Annotated in this window: 19 protein-coding genes; 15 read left to right on the plus strand and 4 right to left on the minus strand. The window is 32.2% G+C overall.

What is annotated here, in order from left to right:
- Positions 1–82 precede the first annotated feature (82 nt).
- Both EG242_RS13240 and ytxJ read right to left on the minus strand, forming a co-directional pair.
- Positions 83–328 (minus strand): hypothetical protein, encoded by a 246-nt coding sequence (locus EG242_RS13240; RefSeq protein ID WP_124900339.1) that lies wholly within the window; start codon positions 326–328, stop codon positions 83–85.
- A gap of 18 nt (positions 329–346) precedes the next feature.
- Complete coding sequence (gene ytxJ / locus EG242_RS13245; protein WP_124900340.1) at positions 347–682, minus strand: bacillithiol system redox-active protein YtxJ; 336 nt, start codon at positions 680–682, stop codon at positions 347–349.
- 186 nt (positions 683–868) lie between these two features.
- Between ytxJ and clpB the strand changes: the two genes are divergently transcribed.
- The 3 genes from clpB (at position 869) to EG242_RS13260 (ending at position 4,410) form a co-directional block, all read left to right on the plus strand.
- Complete coding sequence (clpB, locus tag EG242_RS13250) at positions 869–3,457, plus strand: ATP-dependent chaperone ClpB (RefSeq protein WP_124900341.1); 2,589 nt, start codon at positions 869–871, stop codon at positions 3,455–3,457.
- A gap of 74 nt (positions 3,458–3,531) precedes the next feature.
- Positions 3,532–4,128 carry a hypothetical protein gene (locus EG242_RS13255; RefSeq protein WP_124900342.1) on the plus strand — a complete coding sequence of 199 codons (597 nt, stop codon included), beginning with the start codon at positions 3,532–3,534 and terminating at the stop codon, positions 4,126–4,128.
- 12 nt (positions 4,129–4,140) lie between these two features.
- Positions 4,141–4,410, plus strand: coding sequence for a putative signal transducing protein (locus EG242_RS13260; RefSeq protein WP_124900343.1), 270 nt, complete (start codon positions 4,141–4,143; stop codon positions 4,408–4,410).
- A gap of 28 nt (positions 4,411–4,438) precedes the next feature.
- Here the strand turns inward: EG242_RS13260 and EG242_RS13265 are convergent, their stop codons facing one another.
- Entirely contained in the window at positions 4,439–6,634 is a 2,196-nt protein-coding gene (locus EG242_RS13265; protein ID WP_124900344.1) for an ATP-dependent DNA helicase RecQ, read from the minus strand.
- A gap of 91 nt (positions 6,635–6,725) precedes the next feature.
- Here EG242_RS13265 and EG242_RS13270 point away from each other — a divergent pair, with 91 nt between their 5' ends.
- From EG242_RS13270 to EG242_RS13295, 6 genes are all read left to right on the plus strand, one after another.
- Complete coding sequence (locus tag EG242_RS13270) at positions 6,726–7,694, plus strand: KpsF/GutQ family sugar-phosphate isomerase (RefSeq protein ID WP_124900345.1); 969 nt, start codon at positions 6,726–6,728, stop codon at positions 7,692–7,694.
- A gap of 23 nt (positions 7,695–7,717) precedes the next feature.
- On the plus strand, positions 7,718–8,530 hold the full coding sequence (gene tatC / locus EG242_RS13275) for a twin-arginine translocase subunit TatC (protein WP_124900346.1): 813 nt from the start codon (positions 7,718–7,720) through the stop codon (positions 8,528–8,530).
- Positions 8,531–8,533: 3 nt separating this feature from the next.
- Positions 8,534–9,274, plus strand: a complete 741-nt coding sequence (gene lptB / locus EG242_RS13280) for an LPS export ABC transporter ATP-binding protein (RefSeq protein ID WP_124900347.1) — start codon at positions 8,534–8,536, stop codon at positions 9,272–9,274.
- 448 nt (positions 9,275–9,722) lie between these two features.
- A complete protein-coding gene (locus EG242_RS13285) occupies positions 9,723–11,273 on the plus strand; it encodes a polysaccharide biosynthesis protein (RefSeq protein ID WP_235831919.1) in 1,551 nt (516 codons plus the stop codon).
- 6 nt (positions 11,274–11,279) lie between these two features.
- Positions 11,280–12,056, plus strand: coding sequence for a polysaccharide biosynthesis/export family protein (locus tag EG242_RS13290; protein ID WP_124900349.1), 777 nt, complete (start codon positions 11,280–11,282; stop codon positions 12,054–12,056).
- Positions 12,056–14,374, plus strand: a complete 2,319-nt coding sequence (locus EG242_RS13295; RefSeq protein ID WP_124900350.1) for a GumC family protein — start codon at positions 12,056–12,058, stop codon at positions 14,372–14,374. Before EG242_RS13290 ends, EG242_RS13295 begins: the two co-directional genes overlap by 1 nt.
- Before the next feature lie 177 nt (positions 14,375–14,551).
- Here the strand turns inward: EG242_RS13295 and EG242_RS13300 are convergent, their stop codons facing one another.
- Positions 14,552–16,921 (minus strand): heavy metal translocating P-type ATPase, encoded by a 2,370-nt coding sequence (locus tag EG242_RS13300; protein ID WP_124900351.1) that lies wholly within the window; start codon positions 16,919–16,921, stop codon positions 14,552–14,554.
- Between the two features lie 105 nt (positions 16,922–17,026).
- On the opposite strand from EG242_RS13300, the gene EG242_RS13305 reads away from it, so the two are divergent.
- The 6 genes from EG242_RS13305 to EG242_RS13330 are packed head-to-tail and all read left to right on the plus strand — an operon-like array spanning position 17,027 to position 23,073.
- Positions 17,027–17,707, plus strand: coding sequence for a Crp/Fnr family transcriptional regulator (locus EG242_RS13305; RefSeq protein ID WP_124900352.1), 681 nt, complete (start codon positions 17,027–17,029; stop codon positions 17,705–17,707).
- Between the two features lie 50 nt (positions 17,708–17,757).
- Positions 17,758–18,771 carry a DHH family phosphoesterase gene (locus EG242_RS13310; protein ID WP_124900353.1) on the plus strand — a complete coding sequence of 338 codons (1,014 nt, stop codon included), beginning with the start codon at positions 17,758–17,760 and terminating at the stop codon, positions 18,769–18,771.
- Between the two features lies 1 nt (position 18,772).
- A complete protein-coding gene (gene gldI / locus EG242_RS13315; RefSeq protein ID WP_124900354.1) occupies positions 18,773–19,309 on the plus strand; it encodes a gliding motility-associated peptidyl-prolyl isomerase GldI in 537 nt (178 codons plus the stop codon).
- A 1-nt stretch (position 19,310) separates the two neighbouring features.
- Positions 19,311–20,372 (plus strand): peptidylprolyl isomerase, encoded by a 1,062-nt coding sequence (locus EG242_RS13320; RefSeq protein WP_124900355.1) that lies wholly within the window; start codon positions 19,311–19,313, stop codon positions 20,370–20,372.
- A gap of 10 nt (positions 20,373–20,382) precedes the next feature.
- Positions 20,383–21,462: a peptidylprolyl isomerase gene (locus tag EG242_RS13325; RefSeq protein ID WP_124900356.1), complete on the plus strand. Its 1,080-nt coding sequence runs from the start codon at positions 20,383–20,385 to the stop codon at positions 21,460–21,462.
- A gap of 57 nt (positions 21,463–21,519) precedes the next feature.
- The gene (locus tag EG242_RS13330; RefSeq protein WP_124900357.1) at positions 21,520–23,073 is read left to right on the plus strand and encodes a M28 family peptidase; all 1,554 of its coding nucleotides are present in this window, start codon (positions 21,520–21,522) and stop codon (positions 23,071–23,073) included.
- Positions 23,074–23,133: the final 60 nt, after the last annotated feature.

Here is a 23,133-nt window from a genome sequence, read left to right on the forward strand (position 1 = left end):
TATTCGACAGAAATATTAACAACCTAAAAATTAATCTCGTTTAATAATGCACTATGGGTTAATTATTATATTTATCATAACATTAAACAAACTCCTTAAACATAGGTCCATCACGCTTAACTTTTTCAATAGCTTCAATCCAATAATACCAAAAGGCTGAATCAACAGGTCTATCCTCTCCCTTCCAATATTCTCCTCCACTAATTACATCTGTTAAATCAGTAGAACCACTATTTTTATAATATTCAGCTAGGACATAAAGCATCGCTTCATATCCTATTTTTTTTGATATTAATTGCTCCTGTTCTTTTTCGAGATTGTTTTCCATTTGTGATTGTAATTTACTTTAAAATTTAAGGTAACCCTTCAAAACATTAGCATCAATACCTTCGTGTGATTCATTATACACCACTACTCTATTTTTAATTAATAAAATTTGTGGTGATTGATGTGAAATTCCAAAATCATCGGCAATCTCATTTGAAATATTTCTATATGCAATTAAATCCAAATAATAGGCATCAATAACATCATTCAGTAAAAAATCACTTTCAAAATTCTTTAAAGCCATTTTACTAATGATACAACGCGTACTGTGTTTAAAAATCAATTGTAATTTTTGGTGTGACGCTTGTTTTATTTCATCAATTTGATCTATATGTTCTAAAACCTTCCAATTCATATTCGTAATTTTATACACAAAGATAAGACGTTCCTGCATAAAATCAATCCTCAAACAACAAAAACAAGACATTTTGTCATTATTTGATGTGAAAAATCACCGCAAACAAGTCAAAGAGTCATTAAACAACAATTGGAACATCATTTGAAATTACTCGAGTAACAACACAAAAAATTGTCAAAATATATGAACTTAAATAATTTCACCATTAAATCGCAAGAAGTATTACAACAGGCTCAAGTTTTAGTACAAACGTTTGGTCAACAGCAAATTGAAAACGAACACTTGCTAAAAGCTATTTTAGAAATAGATGAAAACGTTACGCCTTTCATTTTAAAAAAAGTCGGTGTAAATATCGAGCAATTAAAAACACAAAACGATCAAATTATTGAATCGTTTGCAAAAGTACAAGGCGGACAAATTAGTTTATCGCGTGAAGCAAATAATGCATTAAACGACGCCCAAGCCATTGCTAAAAAAAGAAACGACGAATATGTTTCTATTGAACATTTATTCTTGTCGATCTTTAAATCGAACAGCAAAATTGCAAGCTTTTTAAAATCGAACGGAGTTACAGAAAAACAGATTGACGCAGCCATTAACGAATTGCGAAAAGGCGAACGAGTAACATCGGCATCGGCAGAAGACACTTACAATTCATTGAATAAATATGCTAAAAATTTAAATCAATTAGCGAACGATGGCAAGCTGGATCCGGTGATTGGTCGAGATGAAGAAATCCGCAGAGTATTACAGATTTTAACCCGCCGCACCAAAAACAATCCTATGTTAATTGGTGAGCCAGGCGTTGGTAAAACTGCGATTGCCGAAGGTTTGGCACACCGAATTGTTCAGGGCGATGTACCCGAAAATTTAAAAGACAAATTGGTTTTTTCTTTAGATATGGGGGCATTGATTGCCGGAGCAAAATACAAAGGTGAATTTGAAGAACGTTTAAAATCGGTTGTGAAAGAAGTAACAACATCTGACGGAAACATTATTCTTTTTATTGATGAAATCCATACATTAGTGGGTGCTGGCGGTGGCGAAGGCGCTATGGATGCGGCAAATATTTTAAAACCAGCTTTGGCTCGCGGCGAATTAAGAGCTATTGGTGCCACAACTTTAGACGAGTATCAGAAATATTTCGAGAAAGACAAAGCGTTAGAACGTCGTTTTCAAAAGGTTATCATTGAAGAACCCGATACCGAAAGTGCTATTTCAATTTTACGTGGAATCAAGGAAAAATACGAAACGCATCATAAAGTACGTATTAAAGACGAAGCAATTATTGGTGCGGTTGAACTATCGCAACGTTATATATCTAACCGTTTTTTACCAGATAAAGCCATTGATTTAATGGACGAAGCGGCATCGAAACTGCGTATGGAGATCAATTCAAAACCTGAAGAATTAGATGTTTTGGATCGAAAAATCATGCAGCTGGAAATCGAAATTGAAGCGATTAAACGGGAGAATGATGAATCGAAATTAAAAGCATTAGGTATTGATTTGGCGAATTTAAAAGAAGAACGCAATCAAATTTTTTCTAAATGGAAATCTGAAAAAGATGTGGTTGATAACATTCAAAACATCAAATCTAATATTGAAGAATTTAAATTAGAGGCTGAACGTGCCGAGCGTAATGGAGATTATGGCAAGGTTGCCGAAATTCGCTACGGAAAAATTCAAGATGCCGAAGCCAAATTAACTGAATATCAAAAGCAGTTAGAAGAAAATCAGAAAGGGCAAACTTTAATTAAAGAAGAGGTTACTTATGAGGATATTGCTGATGTGGTGGCGAAATGGACTGGAGTTCCGGTTACTAAAATGATTCAAAGCGATCGTGAAAAGTTATTGAATTTAGAAGCTGAGTTACACAAACGCGTGGTGGGTCAGGAAGAAGCTATCGAAGCCATTTCAGATGCCGTTCGCAGAAGTCGTTCCGGATTGCAAGATCCTAAAAAACCTATTGGTTCGTTTCTATTTTTAGGAACAACAGGAGTGGGAAAAACCGAGTTGGCAAAAGCGTTAGCAGAATATTTATTTGATGACGAAAACGCCATGACCCGAATTGATATGAGCGAATATTCTGAACGTCACAGCGTGAGCAGATTAGTTGGCGCGCCTCCGGGATACGTGGGTTACGATGAAGGTGGACAATTAACCGAGGCTGTTCGCAGAAGACCTTATTCGGTTATTTTGCTTGATGAAATTGAAAAAGCACATCCAGATACTTTCAATATTTTATTGCAGGTTTTAGATGAAGGAAGATTAACAGACAACAAAGGTCGATTAGCCGATTTTAAAAACACCATCATCATCATGACATCGAATATGGGAAGTCAGATTATTCAAGAACAATTTGATAACAATCCAACCGATGTTGCTGCCGAAAATGCTAAAGAGGAAGTCTTAAATCAGTTAAAAACCATGGTTCGTCCAGAATTTTTAAACCGTATTGATGAAATCATCATGTTTACACCTTTAACAGCAGGTAATATTGAACAAATTGTAAGCATTCAATTAAAAGGAGTGTTTAAAATGTTAGCGCAACAACACATTACAATGGATGCTACACCAGAAGCAATTAGTTATCTTTCTAAAAAAGGATTTGATCCGCATTTTGGTGCACGACCAGTAAAAAGGGTTATTCAGCGTGAAGTTTTAAATCAATTATCTAAAGAAATATTGGCTGGAAAGATTAAAACCGACAGTATTATTTTGTTAGATAGTTTTGAAGATCAATTAGTTTTTAGAAATCAAGAATTATAATATTTAGAAGCGTCTTAAAATAAAGACGCTTTTTTTGTACTTTTAACTAAGATTTTTGTATCTTCAAAATAAAAATGAAATACTCATTTATTATTTTTTTTGTATTGTTTCCAATTTTTATTTTAGCTCAAAGTAAGAATGAATTTTACGTATATAACGTTGACGGAGTATTAAAACCAAAAGATTCTCTGTTCAAATTTAATCACAAAACACATCATGTGTGGGGGATTATAAAAAATGATTCTGTTATATATAAGCATCATAAAACACAACCTATAACTTATAAAATAAATTATGAAGAAGTTATTTCAAAATTCAAAAATTCTGATTTAGTAAAACATCCAAACGCTCCTTTATTAATAGATTATAATTTTAAAAATGATAATTGCCATAATTTAAAATTAAACAAAGAATATGTAATTTCACAAAAGAATATTGCTTTAAAAGAATTTAGTTCACGATACAAAAACGTAAATTACATACAGATTTATGAACGTGGTATAAATATCAAATACCTAAAAGATTTTGTTTACATTGATAATGATGATTTTTTTAGAAAAAATATTTTTATTCAACCTGCATTATGCGGTGCAGTAATAGTTATATATCCAAACAATACATATAAGATTTCTTATGGGGAAGGAGCAATTTTCGAAGTAGAAAAAAACTAATAATAAAAAAATATGGAACAAAGACATGTAGAAATTTTTGCCGGTAGCGCTATTATGGCTATGGCAGTAAAAAATACGTTATCAGAAAACAATATATTGTATGTAGAACGTAACGATATAGAATCGGCAATTACTGCAGGTTTTGGATCTGCTGATAAAGCCGTACACATTTTTGTGTTAGAAGATGACGAAGAAAAAGCACGTTATGCTTTAATAGAAGCTAATTTTGATGATATTGATGAAGTTGGCGATTTAATAGACGAAAACGAAGAAGAAGAATAAAAGCTGTTCAATTGAACAGCTTTTTGATTTAATTAGCCACTTCGCTAATAAATTTTATACGCATTAATCGTAATTCTTCAATATCATAATCACCGTCGAATTCTTTTAAAGCGGCTTTTATAGAATCGTTTTCGGCATCCATAAAATACTCTTTAATTTCTTCTTGTTGATCTTCATCTAAAACATCATCAACCCAATAATTAATATTTAATTTAGTGCCAGAATAAACAATTTGCTCCATTTCTTTTAATAAAGCATCCATATTTAAACTTTTTGTAGCCGCGATATCTTCTAAAGAAAGTTTACGATCTACACTTTGAATGATAAATAATTTTAGGGCAGAATTTGCTCCGGTTGATTTTACAACTAAATCATCTGGGCGAATAATATCATTCTCTTCTACGTATCTTGTGATTAAGTCTATAAATTCTTTTCCGTATTTTTTAGCTTTACCTTCACTTACGCCATGCACATTAGCAAGTTCATCCATTTTTATTGGATATTTCAATGCCATATCTTCTAAAGAAGGATCCTGAAAAACCACAAATGGCGGAACATCCATTTTTTTAGCAACTTTTTTACGTAAATCTTTTAACATACTTACCAAAACTTCATCGGCAACATTAGAAGATTTTGCATTTGTAATAATGGTGTCGTCATTTGTAGTTTCGTAGTTATGATCTTCGGTCATCATAAAAGAAGTAGGATTTTGTAGAAAATCTTTTCCTTCTTTTGTGATTTTAAGCACACCGTAACTTTCAATATCTTTTGATATTAAGTTTGATACTAAAATCTGACGTATTAATGCCATCCAATACTTATCATTAAAATCTTTACCTGCGCCAAAAACTTTTTGGGTATCGGTTTTATAAGATTTTATTACTGCATTTATTTTACCTAATAAAGTAAGTACAATTTCTTTTGACTTGTAAATCTGCTTAGTATCAACAATTGTTTTTAATAAAAGTTCTACTTGATCTTTCGCTTCCTTTTTTGATTTTGGATTACGTGAATTATCGTCCATATCGGCGCCATCGCCATTTATTTCATCAAATTCTTCGCCAAAATAATGTAATAAAAATTTACGACGAGAAACCGATGTTTCTGCATAAGCAACAACTTCTTGCAATAAAGCAAAACCTATTTCTTGTTCTGCTAAAGGTTTGCCTGCCATAAATTTTTCTAACTTTTCTATATCCTTATATGCATAATAAGAAATACAATAGCCCTCACCTCCATCACGTCCTGCACGACCTGTCTCTTGATAATAACTTTCAAGTGATTTTGGTATATCATGATGAATTACAAAACGCACATCGGGTTTATCAATCCCCATTCCAAAAGCAATTGTTGCTACTACCACATCAACATCTTCCATTAAAAACATATCCTGATGTCTGGCGCGTGTTTTAGCATCTAAACCTGCGTGATACGCAACTGCAGAAATGCCGTTAACTTGTAAAACTTGTGTAATTTCTTCGACCTTTTTACGACTTAAGCAATAAATAACACCCGATTTGCCTTTAAATTGGCTTATGAATTTGATAATATCCGATTCAATGTTTTTTGTTTTCGGACGTATTTCGTAGTAAAGATTAGGGCGATTAAAGGATGCCTTAAATACGTTCGCGTTTGCAATTTCAAGATTTTTAAGAATATCTTCTTGAACTTTTGGGGTTGCAGTTGCTGTTAACCCTATTATTGGAATGTCACCTAACTTTCTAATAATGTTACGCAGATTTCTGTATTCAGGTCTAAAGTCATGTCCCCATTCAGAAATACAATGTGCTTCGTCAATCGCTATAAATGACAGTGGTACAGAATTTAAAAATTCTACATATTCATCTTTGGTTAAAGATTCAGGTGCTACGTACAAAAGTTTTGTAACTCCTTTTTTAATATCCTCTTTAACTTGTGTAATTTCGGTTTTGGTTAATGAAGAGTTCAATACATGTGCCACACCAATTTCGCTTGAAAGGCTGCGAATGGCATCAACTTGATTTTTCATTAAAGCAATTAAAGGCGATACTACAATGGCAGTTCCTTCAAGCACCAAAGCAGGTAATTGGTAACACAAAGATTTACCACCACCAGTTGGCATAATTACAAAGGTATTATTTCCGTAAATAATACTATTTACAACTTGCTCTTGTAATCCTTTGAACTGACTAAATCCGAAATATTTTTTTAATTCTTTATGTAAGTCAATTTCGATTGATTTCATGTTTTTAATTATGCTATTTTATCTAAATTTGCATTTATAAAGATATACAAATCTTTTAATTTAAGCAAAGTTTACATAACACGTTTGTATTTTGGATATTAATTTTAACATATTAGCAATAGCTAAAGGCACTTTACAAGCTGAAAGCGATGCTATTACAAAGGCTATAGATTTTTTAAATGATGATTTTTTAGAATCGGTTAAAGCCATATTTAACTCAGAAGGAAGACTAATTGTTACCGGAATAGGTAAAAGTGCCCATATTGGTCAGAAAATAGTTGCAACTTTAAACTCTACCGGAACTCCTTCTTTATTTATGCACGCTGCAGAAGCTGTTCATGGCGATTTAGGAATGATTACGAAAAACGACGTAATTTTATGTATTTCTAAAAGCGGAAACAGCCCCGAAATTAAAGTTTTGGCACCTTTATTAAAACGCGATGGCAATATTTTAATTGGAATGACCGCTAACAAAGCATCTTTTTTAGGAAAAAATTCTGATTTTGTAATAAATGCTTATGTTGAAAAAGAAGCAGATCCAAATAATTTAGCTCCAACAACAAGTACAACTGTTCAGTTGGCTTTGGGCGATGCCTTAGCTGTTTCGTTAATTGAAATGCGAAATTTTACTGCGAACGATTTTGCAAAATACCACCCAGGTGGCGCATTAGGGAAAAAACTTTTATTGCGTATTGAAAATATCTTAGATGGTAAAAACAAACCTACTGTTAACATCTCTTCTCGTATTCAAGAGGTTATTTTTGAAATATCGAACAAGCGTTTGGGCGTTACAGCCGTTTTAGATGGCGATGATATTAAAGGAATTATTACAGATGGTGATATACGAAGAATGTTAGAAAAAACTACCGATTTATCATTAATTACCGCAAAAGAAATTATGACGGTAAATCCTAAAACAATAGAAATGAATGCTAAAGTAGAAGATGCTTTAAACATTATGGAATCGTTTGAAATTACGCAATTAGTAGTTACTAAAAATAACAAATATGCCGGTATTATTCATTTACACGACATTTTAAAAGAAGGAATTGTATCGTGAAGAATAAAAACACAAACAAAGAAATGTCATTTTTAAATCATTTAGAAGAATTAAGATGGCTTTTGGTTCGCAGCAGCATTGCTATTTTAGTTGCATCGGTTATCGCTGTTTTTTTTAATGAATTTATTTTCGATGTAATTATTTTTGGTCCAAAAAAAGGCGATTTCGTAACCTATCAGTTTTTTTGTGATATTGCAACAAAATACGATTTAGACAGATCATTCTGCGATAACGAACTGCCTTTTGTAATTCAGAACCGAACTATGGACGGACAATTGTCTGTTATGATTTGGACATGTATTACGGCAGGCTTTATAATGGCATTTCCATTTATATTGTGGGAATTTTGGAAATTTATCAGTCCTGCACTATATGCAAACGAACGTAAATACGCCAAATTATTCTTATTTGTTTCTAGTTTATTGTTTTTTTTAGGAATTCTTTTCGGATATTTTGTATTAGTACCGTTGTCAATCAATTTTTTATCTAATTTTACCATTAGTAGTATTGTTGAAAATCAGATAGATATCAATTCGTATATCAACACAGTAAAAACAACATCATTAGCCACTGGTTTGGTTTTTGAACTACCAATAATAATTTTCTTTTTAACTTATTTAGGTTTAATAACCGATAGTTTTTTAAAAGAATATAGAAGATATGCTTACGTTTTAATTTTAATTGTAGCCGCAGTGGTTACACCGCCAGATGTAATTAGTCAGTTAATTGTATCATTTCCATTAATTGTTTTGTATGAAGGCAGTATTATTGTTGCTAAATTCATTACCAAACGCAATGTGCAGAAAGAAGCTGAAACAGCTTTAACAAAAAAATAAGCTATGAAATTAAGAGCCGAAAATTTAATTAAAACTTATAAAGGACGAAAAGTTGTAAAAGGTATTTCTGTAGAAGTAAACCAAGGCGAAATTGTAGGATTGTTAGGACCTAACGGTGCCGGAAAAACAACATCGTTCTACATGATTGTTGGTTTGGTAAAACCAAATGCCGGTAATATATTTTTAGATAATTTAAATATTACCAATTACCCTATGTACAAACGTGCCCAAAACGGCATAGGATATTTAGCACAAGAAGCATCGGTTTTTAGAAAGTTAAGTATAGAAGACAATATATTATCGGTATTACAGCTTACCACGCTTTCAAAAAAAGAACAAGTTGCTAAAATGGAATCATTAATTGATGAATTTAGTTTACAACACATCCGCACAAACCGTGGCGATTTACTTTCTGGTGGTGAACGCAGAAGAACCGAAATTGCACGCGCTTTAGCTACCGACCCTAAATTTATTTTGTTAGATGAACCTTTCGCAGGTGTAGATCCTGTTGCGGTAGAAGATATTCAGCGTATTGTGGCACAGTTAAAAAACAAAAACATAGGTATTTTAATTACCGACCATAACGTGCAAGAAACATTAGCAATTACAGATAAAACTTATTTAATGTTCGAAGGTGGAATTCTAAAAGCAGGTATACCTGAAGATTTAGCTGAAGACGAAATGGTTAGAAAAGTATATTTAGGTCAAAATTTTGAATTAAGAAAAAAGAAATTAGAATTTTAGTATTAAATTTTCATTTATTATATAAAAATAATAATTTTGCGAAACTAAAAAAACCTTATTAAACATATTTATGACTTTGTCAAAAAAAATACAGAGAAATTTTTCTCATTTAAAAACAATACAATATCTGCCCCGGTGGACTATCTTTTCTATAGATATTAGTATTGTTATCTTATCTGTTATTACTACACATTTTATTTTAAGTGGTGTAGGCATACAGTTTAAACCAATTATTCAAACCCCTTATGTATTTATTCTATTCATAGTAATACATTTACTTTTTTTTCTGCGTTTTAGAACTTACACGGGTATTGTACGCCATACTACTTTAAATGATGCAGCAAAATTATTCTTTGTAGAGTCGCTTTGTTTTATAATTTTATATATAACTAATACAGCTGTAGATCTTATTTTTGATGGTAGATTATTCTTAAACACTCAGTTATTAATGAGCATATCAATAACTTACGGCTTATTACTGGTGTTTAGACTAGCTGTTAAAGTTTGTTTTGATTTCTTTTCTGAATATTCACACGATCACCAACAATACATTAAAACCGTAATTTATGGTAGTGATGACCGTGCAATTGCTGTTGCTAATGCCATAATTAGTGAAATTCCTAAGAAATACAAGTTAGAAGGTTTTATCAATCCACATGCTAAAAATTCTAACAACCGTATTTTAAATGTTCCCGTTTTAGCAAAAATCCGCAAAGTTTCGGTTTTAGTTAGAACTTTAGGTGCCAAAACTTTAATCATTGCAGATGAAAATCTAACAAAAGATGAAAAAATAGAAATTATAGAAGATTGTTTGAACTACAATATAAAAGTTTATAATTTACCTAGATTAACAGACATCAATGATCAGAAAAAAGTAGCTTCAAACATTCGTAAAATTAAAATTGAAGATCTTTTAGAACGCAAACCAATTGTTATTAATAACAACGAAATATCAGACCAAATTAAAGATAAAGTGGTGTTAGTTTCAGGTGCAGCGGGATCTATTGGTAGTGAAATTGTTTGGCAAGTTGCAGCTTTTAATCCTAAAAAACTTATTTTACTAGATCAAGCAGAAACCCCATTACACCATATTTCGTTAGAAATTTCAAAATGCAATACAACTGCTGAAATAATCTGCATTATAGCCGATGTTAGAAACTACGACTCGTTAGAACGAGTTTTTAATGATTACAAACCAAACATTGTTTATCATGCAGCTGCATACAAACATGTTCCTTTAATGGAAATGAACCCACAACAAGCAATATTTACGAATGTTTTAGGTAGTAAATACATGGCTGATCTATCGTTGAAATATAAAGCAGAACGCTTTGTAATGGTATCAACAGATAAAGCCGTGAACCCAAGTAATGTAATGGGAGCCAGCAAACGTATCGCAGAAAAATATGTACAATCTTTAGCACAAAAACTAAAAAAAGAAAACAACCAAACAACCAAGTATATTACTACGCGATTTGGAAATGTATTAGGATCTAACGGATCGGTAGTACCCCTATTTACAAAGCAAATAGAAAACGGCGGACCTATTACAATTACGCATCCAGATATTATACGCTATTTCATGACAATTCCAGAAGCGTGCCAATTAGTATTAGAGGCAGGTTCTATGGGAAATGGAGGCGAAATTTATATTTTTGACATGGGTAAACCTGTTAAAATTATTGATCTAGCCACAAAAATGATTAAATTAGCCGGCTTGGAACCTAAGCAAGATATTGAAATTAAAATTGTAGGTCTGCGCCCGGGTGAAAAACTTTATGAAGAATTGCTCAACGATGGTTCTACCACGTTACCAACTCATCACGAAAAAATTATGATTGCGCAAGATGTACAAGAAGATCACGAATTTATTTCAAATCAAATTGATGAATTAAAAAGTTTATCATCAGCATATTTGGTAATTGATACAGTTGCAACAATGAAAAAAATTGTGCCCGAATTTAAAAGCTTAAACTCAACTTTTGAGAAATTAGATTAGATATTTATGAAAAAGAAACTTTTACCCATTTTAATAACAACCGTTTTGCTTACTTCTTGTGCATCAAGAGAAAAAATAGCATACTATCAAAATATTGATAACACCGAAATTGCAAACAAAAAATTTGAAACAAAAATAAAAAACGATGATCTTTTAATGATTATCGTGTCAGCACAAAACCCTTTAGCTGTTCAACAATTTAATTTAACTACTAATTTAAGCGTTGACCCTAGTAACCAAGCAGGTGGAGGACAAATGCAACAACAATTATATTTAGTAGACGACAAGGGATTTATTGATTTTCCTGTTTTAGGAAAAATTTTAGTAGGTAATAAAACCAAGGAAGAAATTGTACAAGAATTACAAACTAAAATTTCTAGAGAAGTTAAAAACCCAATTGTTAACTTACGTATAATGAACTACAAGGTAAGTGTTCAAGGAGAAGTAAAAATGCCTGGAACGCACCGTATCACCTCTGAAAGAATAACTTTACTAGAAGCAATTTCATTATCGGGAGATTTAACCACTTATGGAAGACGTGATAATATTGTGATATTAAGAGAAGAAAACGGAGAAGTAAAATCACACCGTATAGATTTAACCAAAGCAGATTTTATAAATTCAGATTTTTATTATCTAAAACAAAATGATGTTGTGTATGTAGAACCTAACAAGGTAGCTGTTAACTCTTCAGCAGTTGGTCCAAATATCTCAATCTATTTATCAGCAATATCCTTATTACTAACAACAGTAGCCATAATACTTACAAACTCTAACAAATAATGACAGAAGATAAAGACAATGTTATAAACTTAAAAGAAGAATTATTTAAGTATTTAGCACACTGGCGCTGGTTTGTTTTAAGTGTTTTCGTTTCGCTTATATTAGCTTTTTTATACATTAAATTTACACCAAAAAGCTATAGCATTGCCACAAAAATTTTAATAAAAGACGAAAAAAGTAACGATTTAGCAAACCAATTAAGTGCATTTTCAGAAATGAGTATGCTTGGTAATTCTAAAAACAATATTGAGAACGAAGTCGAAATTCTTAAATCTAGAACATTAATTTACAACACTTTAGATTCTTTAAACTTAAACATACAGTATTTAGACACTTCTGAAGTTATCGAAAAGGATTTGTATAAAAAATCACCTGTTCAAGTTATATGGAATAATGAACAACTTGCCAAAACAGTGACTATTGAATTACACAATATTACTGCTAACGCTTTTGATGTTTCTGTAAACGATACTAAAATAGGAAACACCACTTTTGGTAAAAGGATAACTAGTGAATTTGGATCTTTTATCGTTAATAAAACAGCTGCTATAAATAAAATTAGTGAGCTAAAAATTAATATTTTTCCAAAATTACAGCACGCTGAAAGCTACCGAAATATATTAAGTGTTTCACCTGCAAGTAAAACTTCAAGTGTTATCGATGTTTCCATTATAGATAAAACTCCTGAAAAAGCTGCTGACTTCTTAAATACATTAGTTTACAACTATAATTTAGGGGGTATAAAAGACAAAAGATTCATATCAGAGAGTACTTCTGATTTTATTTCAGATCGTTTAACGTTGATTGCCACAGAATTAGGTGATGTAGAATCGCAAGTAGAGGGCTATAAAAACGCTAATAGTTTATCGGACATTGAAACCGAAGTTAAGTTATACCTAGATAATTTATCAACTTTTGAAAAATCGGTTTTAGAAAACGAAACTAAAATTAACATTGTTAACAGCCTTATTACACACATTAGCAAAGCTAAACCAGACGATTTAGTGCCAGGTGGCTTGTTAACCGAAGATGCTGGTTCTGAAAGCTATATTCAGGAAATTAACCAATTGATTCTTGAAAAACAAAAAATGTCTGTTAGTGCTACTCCTGAAAACACCAACTACATTCGTTTAGAAGATCAAATTCGTTCATTAAAATCTAACTTACTTGCAAGTTTACGCAGAAATTTAAGTTCACTGCAAATTGTAAAAACCGATTACAAACGTCAAGAAAACGAAATGCAATCCAAACTTTCTCAAGTTCCACGTCAGGAAAGAGAATTTAGAATTATTGATCGCCAGCAAAAAGTAAAAGAAGCTTTATACTTGTTTTTACTTCAAAAACGTGAAGAAACCAATATTACCTTGGCAGCAACAGATCTGAACGCAAAAGTTATTGATAAGGCTATTGCTACAGACAAGCCCGTTGCACCAAAAACAATGATTATTTTATTGGCTGCATTGGTTTTAGGAGCAATAATACCATTCATTGTAATATATATAACAAACCTATTAGATACGAAGATTAAAAACAGATTTGACATTACAGATAATTCAAATATTCCATTTTTAGGAGATATTCCAACATCAGAATCTACCGGTGAATTAATGGAAATAGGAAGCAGATCAAGTGCTGCCGAAGCTATACGTATTGTTAGAACAAATTTAGATTTTATATTATCTGATAAATCTGACGAAGAATGTAAAGTGATATTCTTAACATCAACAATATCTGGAGAGGGTAAAACATTTGTTTCGGCAAATTTAGCAGCAACATTCTCCTTATCAGGCAAAAAAGTTTTATTAATTGGTTTTGATTTACGTAATCCTAAGTTATATGAATACGTTAAAGTAAACCCTTTAGGTGTTTCTAACTATGTAACCAATAGTAGTAAACCTTTAAACGACTATATCATTCCTGTTGAAGGATATACGAATTTCGATGTATTATCATCTGGCTCTATTCCACCTAATCCTACAGAGATATTAATGAGTAAAAAAATTAAGGAAGTTTTTGATACATTAAAAACTCAGTACGATTATATTATTGTGGATACAGCTCCTGTAAGTTTGGTTACCGACACCCTATTAATTAGTAAATATGCTGACGCTACTATTTATGTTGTAAGAGCAAACAAAATTGACAAGGAAATGTTAAGAATACCAAATGAGTTATATAAAGATAAAAAGTTAAATAAACTTTCATTAGTACTAAATGATTCAGATGTTACAAAAGGATACGGATACGGGTACGGATACGGATACGGTGCAAAAGTTGAAAAGAAACCTTTTTGGAAAGAACTTTTAGGATTAAAATAAAAATATAGCTGTCTTACTAGGCAGCTATATTTTTTTATGAAACAGTCTTTTAAAAATTATTTAAGCAAAAAATTTAGGTAGATTATACAATACAAAAGCGATGATTTAATCATCGCTTTTGTATTGTAGTAATAGTTAAAAATCTTTTTCTTTTTACATTAAATCACGAATATTGCTTTAAGAATTCCTTGCAAAATAATTACTAACAACCGTTACAAAACTAATGATGCTAGCGGTACTTACTGGCATAATAATAGCTGCAACTAATGGCGATAAATTATTAGACAATGCAAAACTTAAACCTATAATATTATAAGTAATAGCCAAGCAATAACTCCATTTTATAGTTTTCATGGCGTTTTTTGCAAAATTTAAAAAATAAGGTAATTTATTAAAAACGGAAGCATCAATAATAGCATCACTTGCTGGCGTAAAAACATTTATATTTTCCGAAATAGAAATACCAATATTACTTTGCGCTAATGCGCCGGCGTCATTTAACCCATCACCAATCATTAAAACATTATGTCCGTTTATTTGTAAGTCTTTTATAAACTCTAATTTATCGTTTGGTTTTTGATTAAAAATTAACTGTGTATTATCAGGTAATATTCTAGATAACATTCGTTGTTCTCCGTCATTATCGCCAGAAAGCACATACAAATTATATTTTTTATTCTTTAACGTTGCAAACAACTCTTGTATGCCTTCACGGTATTCGTTATCAAACACATAAAAGCCTTTTACTTTATCATTTATACTAACATATACTTTAGTTTGATTATTTTCTAAATTGCTACTTGCCCCTACCCAATTTGTCGAACCAATTTTAATGGTTTGGTTTTGAAAAGATCCAACGATACCCTTTCCTGCAACTTCTTTATAGTTTAGTGGTTTTTCGATAAAAGTTTCTGGTAAAATCAAATACAAACGTCTGCTTAATGGATGGTTTGATCCTCTTACAATATTTTTAATTGCCTTTAAATCATCTTTTGTCAACAATTCGCCTACGTATTTTATTTGTTGGTTGCTGTTAGATGTTAAAGTTCCTGTTTTATCAAACACAATAGTATCAACCTTAGATAGCTGCTCTATAACGGCGGTATTTTTTAGATATAGTTTCCGTTTACCCATTAATCTAATAACATTTCCCCAAGTATAGGGCGCTGTTAATGCTAATGCACATGGGCAAGCCACAATTAACACCGCTGTTAATACGTTAAACGCATCGTTAAAACTAGTAAAACTCCAAACAATAAAACCCACTAATGCTATGGTTAGTAATGTTGGTGTAAATATATGGCTGGCTTTATCGGTAATGGTTTGTATTTTTTGTGTAACTTTTTTCTGAAATACTTCATTACTCCACAATTGTGTTAAGTAACTTTGCGATACCGTACTAACTACTTCAACAGTTATAGCGTTGCCTACCTGCTTACCCCCTGCAAATATTTTATCTCCCGATTTTTTTTCAACAGGTACAGCTTCACCGGTTACAAAACTATAATCAATAAAAGCGGTGTCTGATAACAAAATGGCATCTACAGGAATTAACTCTTCGTTACGAATAAGCAATTGGTTGCCTTTTTCAATTTCGTAAACTTGAATTGGAACTTCTTTTTGTTGATCTAACTTAGTAACCGCAATAGGAAAATACGATTTATAATCCCTTTCAAACGATAAAAAATTATACGTTGTTTGTTGAATTAATTTTCCTGAAAGCATAAAAAAGACCAATCCGCACATGCTGTCTAAAAAGCCGGCACCATCTTGAAAAAAAATATCTACCAAACTGCGTAAAAACATTACAATAATACCTAATGCCATAGGAATATCAATATTGTAAGCCTTTGTTTTTAGACTATAATATGCCGATTTATAATAAGGCGTTGCAGAATACAAGAAAACGGGCAATGCCAAAAATATGTTGAAATACCTGAAAAAATCGCGATATTGTAGCATCCAAAAATCATCAACATTAAAGTATTCTGGAAACGATAGCAACATAATGTTTCCAAAACCAAAAAAAGCTACCCCAATTTTATACAGTAAACTACGATCTATTAGCTTAGGTTTTTCACTATATTGTTCTAAACTTATGTAAGGCTCGTACCCTATTGAAGCTAATAATAACACCAATTGTTTTAATGTTATTTTTTGACTGTTATAAGTAATACTAACTTTCTTTTGCGAAAAAACTACTTGCGAATGTGTTATTGCGCTGTTTAGAGTATTAAGATTTTCTAATATCCAAATACATGAACTACAATGAATGTGTGGAATGTAAAGACGTACAATTTCCGTTGATTCTTCCTTAAAATCAAGTAAATTATCAACAATATCTGTATTATCTAAGTAATTGTATTTTGATACAACATCTTTAGGAATTGCACCCGGATTTTTTTCAAAATCATAATAATTACTCAATCCGTTATCTGAAAATAAATCATATACGGTTTGGCAACCTTTACAACAGAAATTTTTATCATCAAAAACGATCACTTCATTTTCAACGACATTATTTCCACAATGATAACAATTTAACATTTGTTTGCTTTATACCTTATACAAAATTCTTTATTATCAATTTTAAATAACATGATATTTATCATAAATAATTATATATTTGGTATATTTGTAAAAATTAAACTAATGGGCAAGTGTGAACAATGTATTGTAAGAGAATTAAGTTCGTTAAAAGCTTTATCTAAAGACGAGCTAATTCATTTAGCGCATTGCAAAGAAGGATACAGTATAAAAAAGGGCGACGTTATTTTTCACGAAGGCGATACAATGAACGGTGTTTACTGTATTAAAGAAGGAACTTGCAAATTAGTTAAAATGAACTCCAACGGTAAAGACACCATTTTAAAACTTATTACCAAAGGCGATTTATTAGGACAAACATCTATATTAACCGAAGGCAAGGCAAGTTTAAGTGCTGTGGCTGTAGATGATATGCAGGTATGTTTTATTCCAAAAACCGAGTTATTAAATTTTATTGATACCAACAAAAACTTTTCATTTCAAGTTACCAAAGATGTATGCCAAAATCTTAATTCTGCAACCGATTTTGCTATAAACAACACACACAAAACGGTAAAAGAACGTTTGGCTATAGCTTTGTTAGATATTTTAGAAAGTGCCGGTAATGATGATGAAGGCTTTTTAAACCTACAATTAAGTCGTGAAGAAATTGCCAGCATGGTTGGTACCGCTACAGAAAGCTGTATTCGTTTACTTGCCGAACTAAAAAAAACAGGCATTATTGACCTTAAAGCAAAAAAAATAAAAATTTTAAAGCTAAACGAATTAAAAAACTTAGCACAATAAATTTATAATAAAGCCTTTAAAGTAAATGCTAATTTGTTTATTTTCGCAGTATGATGAATACAAATGACCAAGCATTTTTAGTAAATTTTTTAAAAACGCCTAAACAAATAACAATAGTTCCACACCGTAATCCCGATGGCGATGCATTGGGATCATGTTTAGGTCTTTATCACGTATTAAAACAGTTAAACCATACGGTAAAAGTAATTTCGCCAAATGAATTTCCCGATTTTATTGCATGGTTGCCCGCAGCAGAAGAAACTCTTATTTTTGAGAAGAATTTTGAAGCCTGCAAAAACTTTTTACAAGGAAGTGATTTGGTTTTTACGTTAGATTTTAATGCGCTTCACCGTGCAGGTGATCAAATGGGATCGTATTTAGAGAAACTGCGCAAACCATTTGTAATGATAGATCACCACCAAATGCCCGATGCGTACGCAAAAATCACGGTTTCCGATACTTCTTTCGGATCAACCTGCGAATTATTGTATCGTTTTTTAGAAGAATTAAATCTTACGCAATATATCAATAGAGATGCAGCAACTTGTATTTACACAGGTATTGTAACAGATTCTGGATCTTTTAAATTTGTGAAAACTACCGGTGATACCCATCGCGTAGTTGCAGATTTAATAGATTTAGGGGTTGATAATCCAAAAGTGCATAATTCACTTTTCAGCACGGCATCGTTCAATCAGTTGCAATTATTAGGTAAAGCTTTGCAAAATTTAAAAGTATTACCTAATCACAGTACAGCATACACGTTTTTATCTCAAGACGATTTAAATGAATTTAATTATCAAAAAGGCGACACAGAAGGTATTGTAAATTATGGTTTGTCATTAAAAGGTATAAATCTTGCTGCTATATTTATTGAAAATAAAGAAGAAAGCATGATAAAAATATCTTTTAGATCTGAAGGCGAATTTGATGTAAATTCATTTGCAAGAACTTATTTTAATGGAGGCGGACATATTAATGCTGCCGGAGGTAAATCTTTTACTACTTTAGCAGAAACAGTTACAAGTTTTGAAACCCTTTTAACAACCATCAACAAACAATAATATGAAAAAAATAATTGTAAGTTTAACCTTTATTGGTTTGTTGTTTGCTTGTAAACAGCCCGAATCTCGTATGCCTATTAGCTATAGTTCTGGTACGTTTATTAAAGAATCGGTTCAACGCAATAAAAACATTGTTAAAGACGAAGAAAAACTAATTCAAGACATTATTAAAAGTGATTCTACTCATCATTATTATCAATCAGCGGTTGGTTTTTGGTATAAGTATGATGTTGCTGTAACCACAGATAGTTTATTGCCTAAAAAAGGCGATATCGTTAAATTAGATTTTGAAATTTACGATATTAACAACAATTTAATTTACACAAAAGCCGAAACAACGCCAAAAGTTTACGCAGTTGACAAACAGGAAATTATGGTAGGTTTACGCCATGCCGTAAAATTAATGCACAAAGGCGAAACGGTTTCGTTTATATTTCCATCGCACATGGCGTACGGGTATTTAGGCGATAAAGAAAAAATTGGTACCAACGTACCACTTATTTGTAAAGTAACTCTTAATGATATTAAACCAGAATAAAATGAAAAAATTCTTATTTGCTTTTGCATTAATTACCACACAAGCTTTTTCACAAACAAAATTAGCCGATGGTATGTATGCAAATTTCGTGACCAAAAAAGGCACAATTACAACCCAATTATATTTTAATGAAACACCATTAACAGTTGCAAATTTTGTTGCTTTGGCAGAAGGAACGCATCCAACGGTTAAAGCAGAATATAAAGGAAAACCCTTTTATAACGGGTTGAAATTTCACCGCGTTATTGCCAACTTTATGATTCAGGGAGGCGATCCTAAAGGCGATGGTTCTGGTGAACCAGGATATTTATTTGCAGATGAAATTGTTTCTACATTGAAACATGATGGTCCTGGCGTTTTATCTATGGCTAACCGCGGACCTGTAACTAATGGATCTCAATTTTTTATTACACACGTTGCTACGCCACATTTAGATGGTCGCCATACGATATTTGGAAAAGTAGTTAACGGACAAGAGATCGTTAATGCAATAGAACAAAATGATGTTATTGAAAAAGTAGAAATTATTCGCGTAGGTAAAGATGCTAAGAAATTTAATGCAGCAAAAACATTTACATCTACTCAAGAAAAAATAAAAAAAGACGAAGAGCTTAAAAAGAAACAAGCCGAATCTTTAAAAATCGAATCAAAAAAAATGTTCGATGAGTATCAAGCAAAAGCTACCGCATATCCATCGGGAATTAAAATGTATGTTGTAGAAACAGGTGCAGGCATCAAACCAACCGAAGGTGAAAATATTCGTTTTGATTATGCAGGATATTTAGCTGACGGAACTTTGTTTGATACCGGAATTGAAACTTTGGCTGAAAAACACGGAATTTTAAATCCACAAAGAAAAGGTGCAAACGCTTACCAGCCTTTAGATTATACTTTTGGCAACAAAGGCGGATTCATTGAAGGAATGACCGAAGGCTTATTACAATTGAATAAAGGCGATAAAGCTTACATCTTTATACCATCGAACTTAGGTTATGGCGAACGCGCTATGGGACCAATTCCAGCAAATTCAAACCTAGTTTTTTACGTAGACATTAAACCTTAATTAATATAAAATGAAGAAAATTTTAGCATTAGCTGTATTAACGGCAACATTATTTACAGCGTGTAAAAAAGAAAACGAAACAAATTTACCTGAAGGCTTATATGCCGAAATTACTACAAGCAAAGGTAAAATTGTTGCTCAATTAGAATATGAAAAAGTTCCGTTAACCGTAGCTAACTTTGTAAGTTTAGCAGAAGGTAAAAACCAATTTGTTGAAGCACAATATAAAGACAAACCATATTACGACGGATTAACATTTCATAGAGTAATTGCAGATTTTATGATACAAGGTGGTGATCCAACAGGAACAGGTGAAGGCGGACCAGGATACAAATTCGCAGATGAATTTCATGCAGATTTAAAACACGATAAACCTGGTGTTTTATCTATGGCAAATGCAGGACCAACAACTAACGGTTCGCAATTCTTCATTACCCACGTTCCTACTCCGCATTTAGACGGAATGCACAGTGTTTTTGGTCATGTAATTGAAGGACAAGAAATTGTAAACACCATTGCACAAGGTGATAAAATAGAAACCATAAAAATTATTCGTTCCGGCGATAAGGCAAAATCTTTTGATGCTGCAAAAGTTTTTAAAGAATCACAAGAAGAAAACCAAAAGAAAGAACAAGAAGCAAACAAAGCAATTGAAGGCACTTTAAACGAAATGAAAACTACATTTGCCGATGCTAAAGCTAAAGCTACTACAACTGCAAGCGGTTTATCTTATTTTGTTTTTGAAAAAGGAAACGGCGGAAAACCAAATCAAGGCGATAAAATAAATGTTGCATACGCAGGCTATTTTGAAGACGGACGTTTGTTTGATACTAGTTTAGAAAATGTTGCTACAAAATACAATATGTTAGATGCACGTCGTAAAGCTGCAAATCAATACATTCCTATTCCGTTTGAATATGGTCAAAAAACAGGATTAATTCCAGGTTTTATCGAAGGTATCGAGCAATTGAGCATCGGTGATAAAGCGTATATCTTTATCCCATCGCATTTAGGCTATGGCGAACAAGGTGCAGGCGGTGTAATTCCACCAAACACAAATTTAATTTTTGAATTACATATTTCAAATTAATATAAAAGAGGCTTTTGCCTCTTTTTATTTTACTCATTCCTATTCAACCCCTTAAAAATGAACAAAAATTATTTAAAATCATCTATTTTACTTTCGTTTTCTGTTTGTAGCTTAATGGTATCTGCCCAAAACAATTTTCAGCAAAACAAACAAGCCATTTATAACGAAATTATTACAGAAGTTGAAAACAATAGTCAACTTGAAAATTTAGCATTTGAATTGTTAGATGAAATTGGTCCCCGTTTGGTAGGATCTCCCGAAATGCAACAGGCTCACAATTGGGTTGTTGATACGTACAAAAAATGGAATATTTCTGCTGAAAATGTTGCGTACGGCGAATGGAAATCTTGGCAAAGAGGTACAACACAGATCGAAATGACCCATCCAAGAATTAAATCGATCGATGGAATGCAACTTGCTTGGAATTCTAACACAAAAAAAGCAATTGAAGCAGAAGTTGTGGCGATGCCCATTTTTCAATCGAAAGCAGAATTTGAAACATGGACTAATTCGGTTAAAGGAAAAATTGTTTTAATTTCTCAATATCAAAAATCAGGCAGACCAGAAAATCAGTGGAAAGAACACGCGACTGAAGAAGATTTTACATCGTTCAAAAAAGAAAAAAACGATGATTTAGCAGCTTGGAATAACAGTATAAAAACTACCGGAAAAACCACACGTGAAATTGTAGAATATTTAGAAACGAAAGGTGCTGTTGGTTTTGTACAATCGTTTTACACAGGAACAATGGGCAGTAATCGCATTTTTTACAGTTTTTCTAAAACCACGCCAATGGTCGACGTTAGTTTAGAAGATTACGGTTTGTTACATCGTTTGGCGGTTAATGGAAAAGCTCCGAAATTAAAGATCAATACGCAATCTAAAAATCTAGGAACTGCAAAAACATTTAATACAATTGCCACGATTCCCGGAAAAACCAAACCAAATGAATACGTAATGCTTTCGGCACATTTAGACTCTTGGGACGGTGCGCAAGGTGCGACAGATAACGGTACCGGAACCATTTTAATGATGGAAGTTGCCCGTTTAATTCAGAAATATGCTCCGAATAACGACAGAACTATTGTAATTGGACATTGGGGAAGCGAAGAGCAAGGTTTAAACGGATCGCGCGCGTATATTATGGATAACCCAACCGAAGTTCAAAAAATTAAAGTTTTTTTTAATCAAGACAGCGGAACAGGTCGTATTAATTACGTTGGCGGACAAGGATTTACCCAATCTTATAATTATTTAGGAACTTGGTTACAAAATGTTCCTGAAAACAACAGAAAACACATTAAAACCGATTATCCAGGAATGCCGCAAGGTGGCGGAACAGATAATGCATCTTTTGTGGCAGTGGGTGTTCCTGCTTTTAACTTAGGAACTCAGAACTGGGATTATGGTCAGTACACATGGCATACTAATCGCGACACCTACGATAAAATTGTTTTTGAAGAATTAGAGCTAAACGTAATTATAACTACAATTCTAACTTTAGAAGCTGCAAACGACCCCAACGAAATATCAAATGAAAAAAGAGTTTTACCAACAACTACCGAATGGCCAACGGTAAAAGAACCAAAACGAAATTCTAAAGATTATTAAAAAAGAAGCCGTCTCAATATTAAAATTTGAGGCGGTTTTTTTATTAGAATTAATTTCCAA

It is taken from the genome of Paenimyroides viscosum (genome assembly GCF_003858535.1).
GTDB lineage: Bacteria > Bacteroidota > Bacteroidia > Flavobacteriales > Flavobacteriaceae > Flavobacterium > Flavobacterium viscosum.

What these genes read in the sequence shown, in the direction of transcription:
- EG242_RS13240 (WP_124900339.1), bottom strand. Translation starts at nt 328, where the DNA reads ATGGAAAACAATCTCGAAAAAGAACAGGAGCAATTAATATCAAAAAAA.
- ytxJ (WP_124900340.1), bottom strand. Translation starts at nt 682, where the DNA reads ATGAATTGGAAGGTTTTAGAACATATAGATCAAATTGATGAAATAAAA.
- clpB (WP_124900341.1), top strand. Translation starts at nt 869, where the DNA reads ATGAACTTAAATAATTTCACCATTAAATCGCAAGAAGTATTACAACAG.
- EG242_RS13255 (WP_124900342.1), top strand. Translation starts at nt 3,532, where the DNA reads ATGAAATACTCATTTATTATTTTTTTTGTATTGTTTCCAATTTTTATT.
- EG242_RS13260 (WP_124900343.1), top strand. Translation starts at nt 4,141, where the DNA reads ATGGAACAAAGACATGTAGAAATTTTTGCCGGTAGCGCTATTATGGCT.
- EG242_RS13265 (WP_124900344.1), bottom strand. Translation starts at nt 6,634, where the DNA reads ATGAAATCAATCGAAATTGACTTACATAAAGAATTAAAAAAATATTTC.
- tatC (WP_124900346.1), top strand. Translation starts at nt 7,718, where the DNA reads ATGTCATTTTTAAATCATTTAGAAGAATTAAGATGGCTTTTGGTTCGC.
- lptB (WP_124900347.1), top strand. Translation starts at nt 8,534, where the DNA reads ATGAAATTAAGAGCCGAAAATTTAATTAAAACTTATAAAGGACGAAAA.
- EG242_RS13285 (WP_235831919.1), top strand. Translation starts at nt 9,723, where the DNA reads ATGAGCATATCAATAACTTACGGCTTATTACTGGTGTTTAGACTAGCT.
- EG242_RS13290 (WP_124900349.1), top strand. Translation starts at nt 11,280, where the DNA reads ATGAAAAAGAAACTTTTACCCATTTTAATAACAACCGTTTTGCTTACT.
- EG242_RS13295 (WP_124900350.1), top strand. Translation starts at nt 12,056, where the DNA reads ATGACAGAAGATAAAGACAATGTTATAAACTTAAAAGAAGAATTATTT.
- EG242_RS13300 (WP_124900351.1), bottom strand. Translation starts at nt 16,921, where the DNA reads ATGTTAAATTGTTATCATTGTGGAAATAATGTCGTTGAAAATGAAGTG.
- EG242_RS13305 (WP_124900352.1), top strand. Translation starts at nt 17,027, where the DNA reads ATGGGCAAGTGTGAACAATGTATTGTAAGAGAATTAAGTTCGTTAAAA.
- EG242_RS13310 (WP_124900353.1), top strand. Translation starts at nt 17,758, where the DNA reads ATGATGAATACAAATGACCAAGCATTTTTAGTAAATTTTTTAAAAACG.
- gldI (WP_124900354.1), top strand. Translation starts at nt 18,773, where the DNA reads ATGAAAAAAATAATTGTAAGTTTAACCTTTATTGGTTTGTTGTTTGCT.
- EG242_RS13320 (WP_124900355.1), top strand. Translation starts at nt 19,311, where the DNA reads ATGAAAAAATTCTTATTTGCTTTTGCATTAATTACCACACAAGCTTTT.
- EG242_RS13325 (WP_124900356.1), top strand. Translation starts at nt 20,383, where the DNA reads ATGAAGAAAATTTTAGCATTAGCTGTATTAACGGCAACATTATTTACA.
- EG242_RS13330 (WP_124900357.1), top strand. Translation starts at nt 21,520, where the DNA reads ATGAACAAAAATTATTTAAAATCATCTATTTTACTTTCGTTTTCTGTT.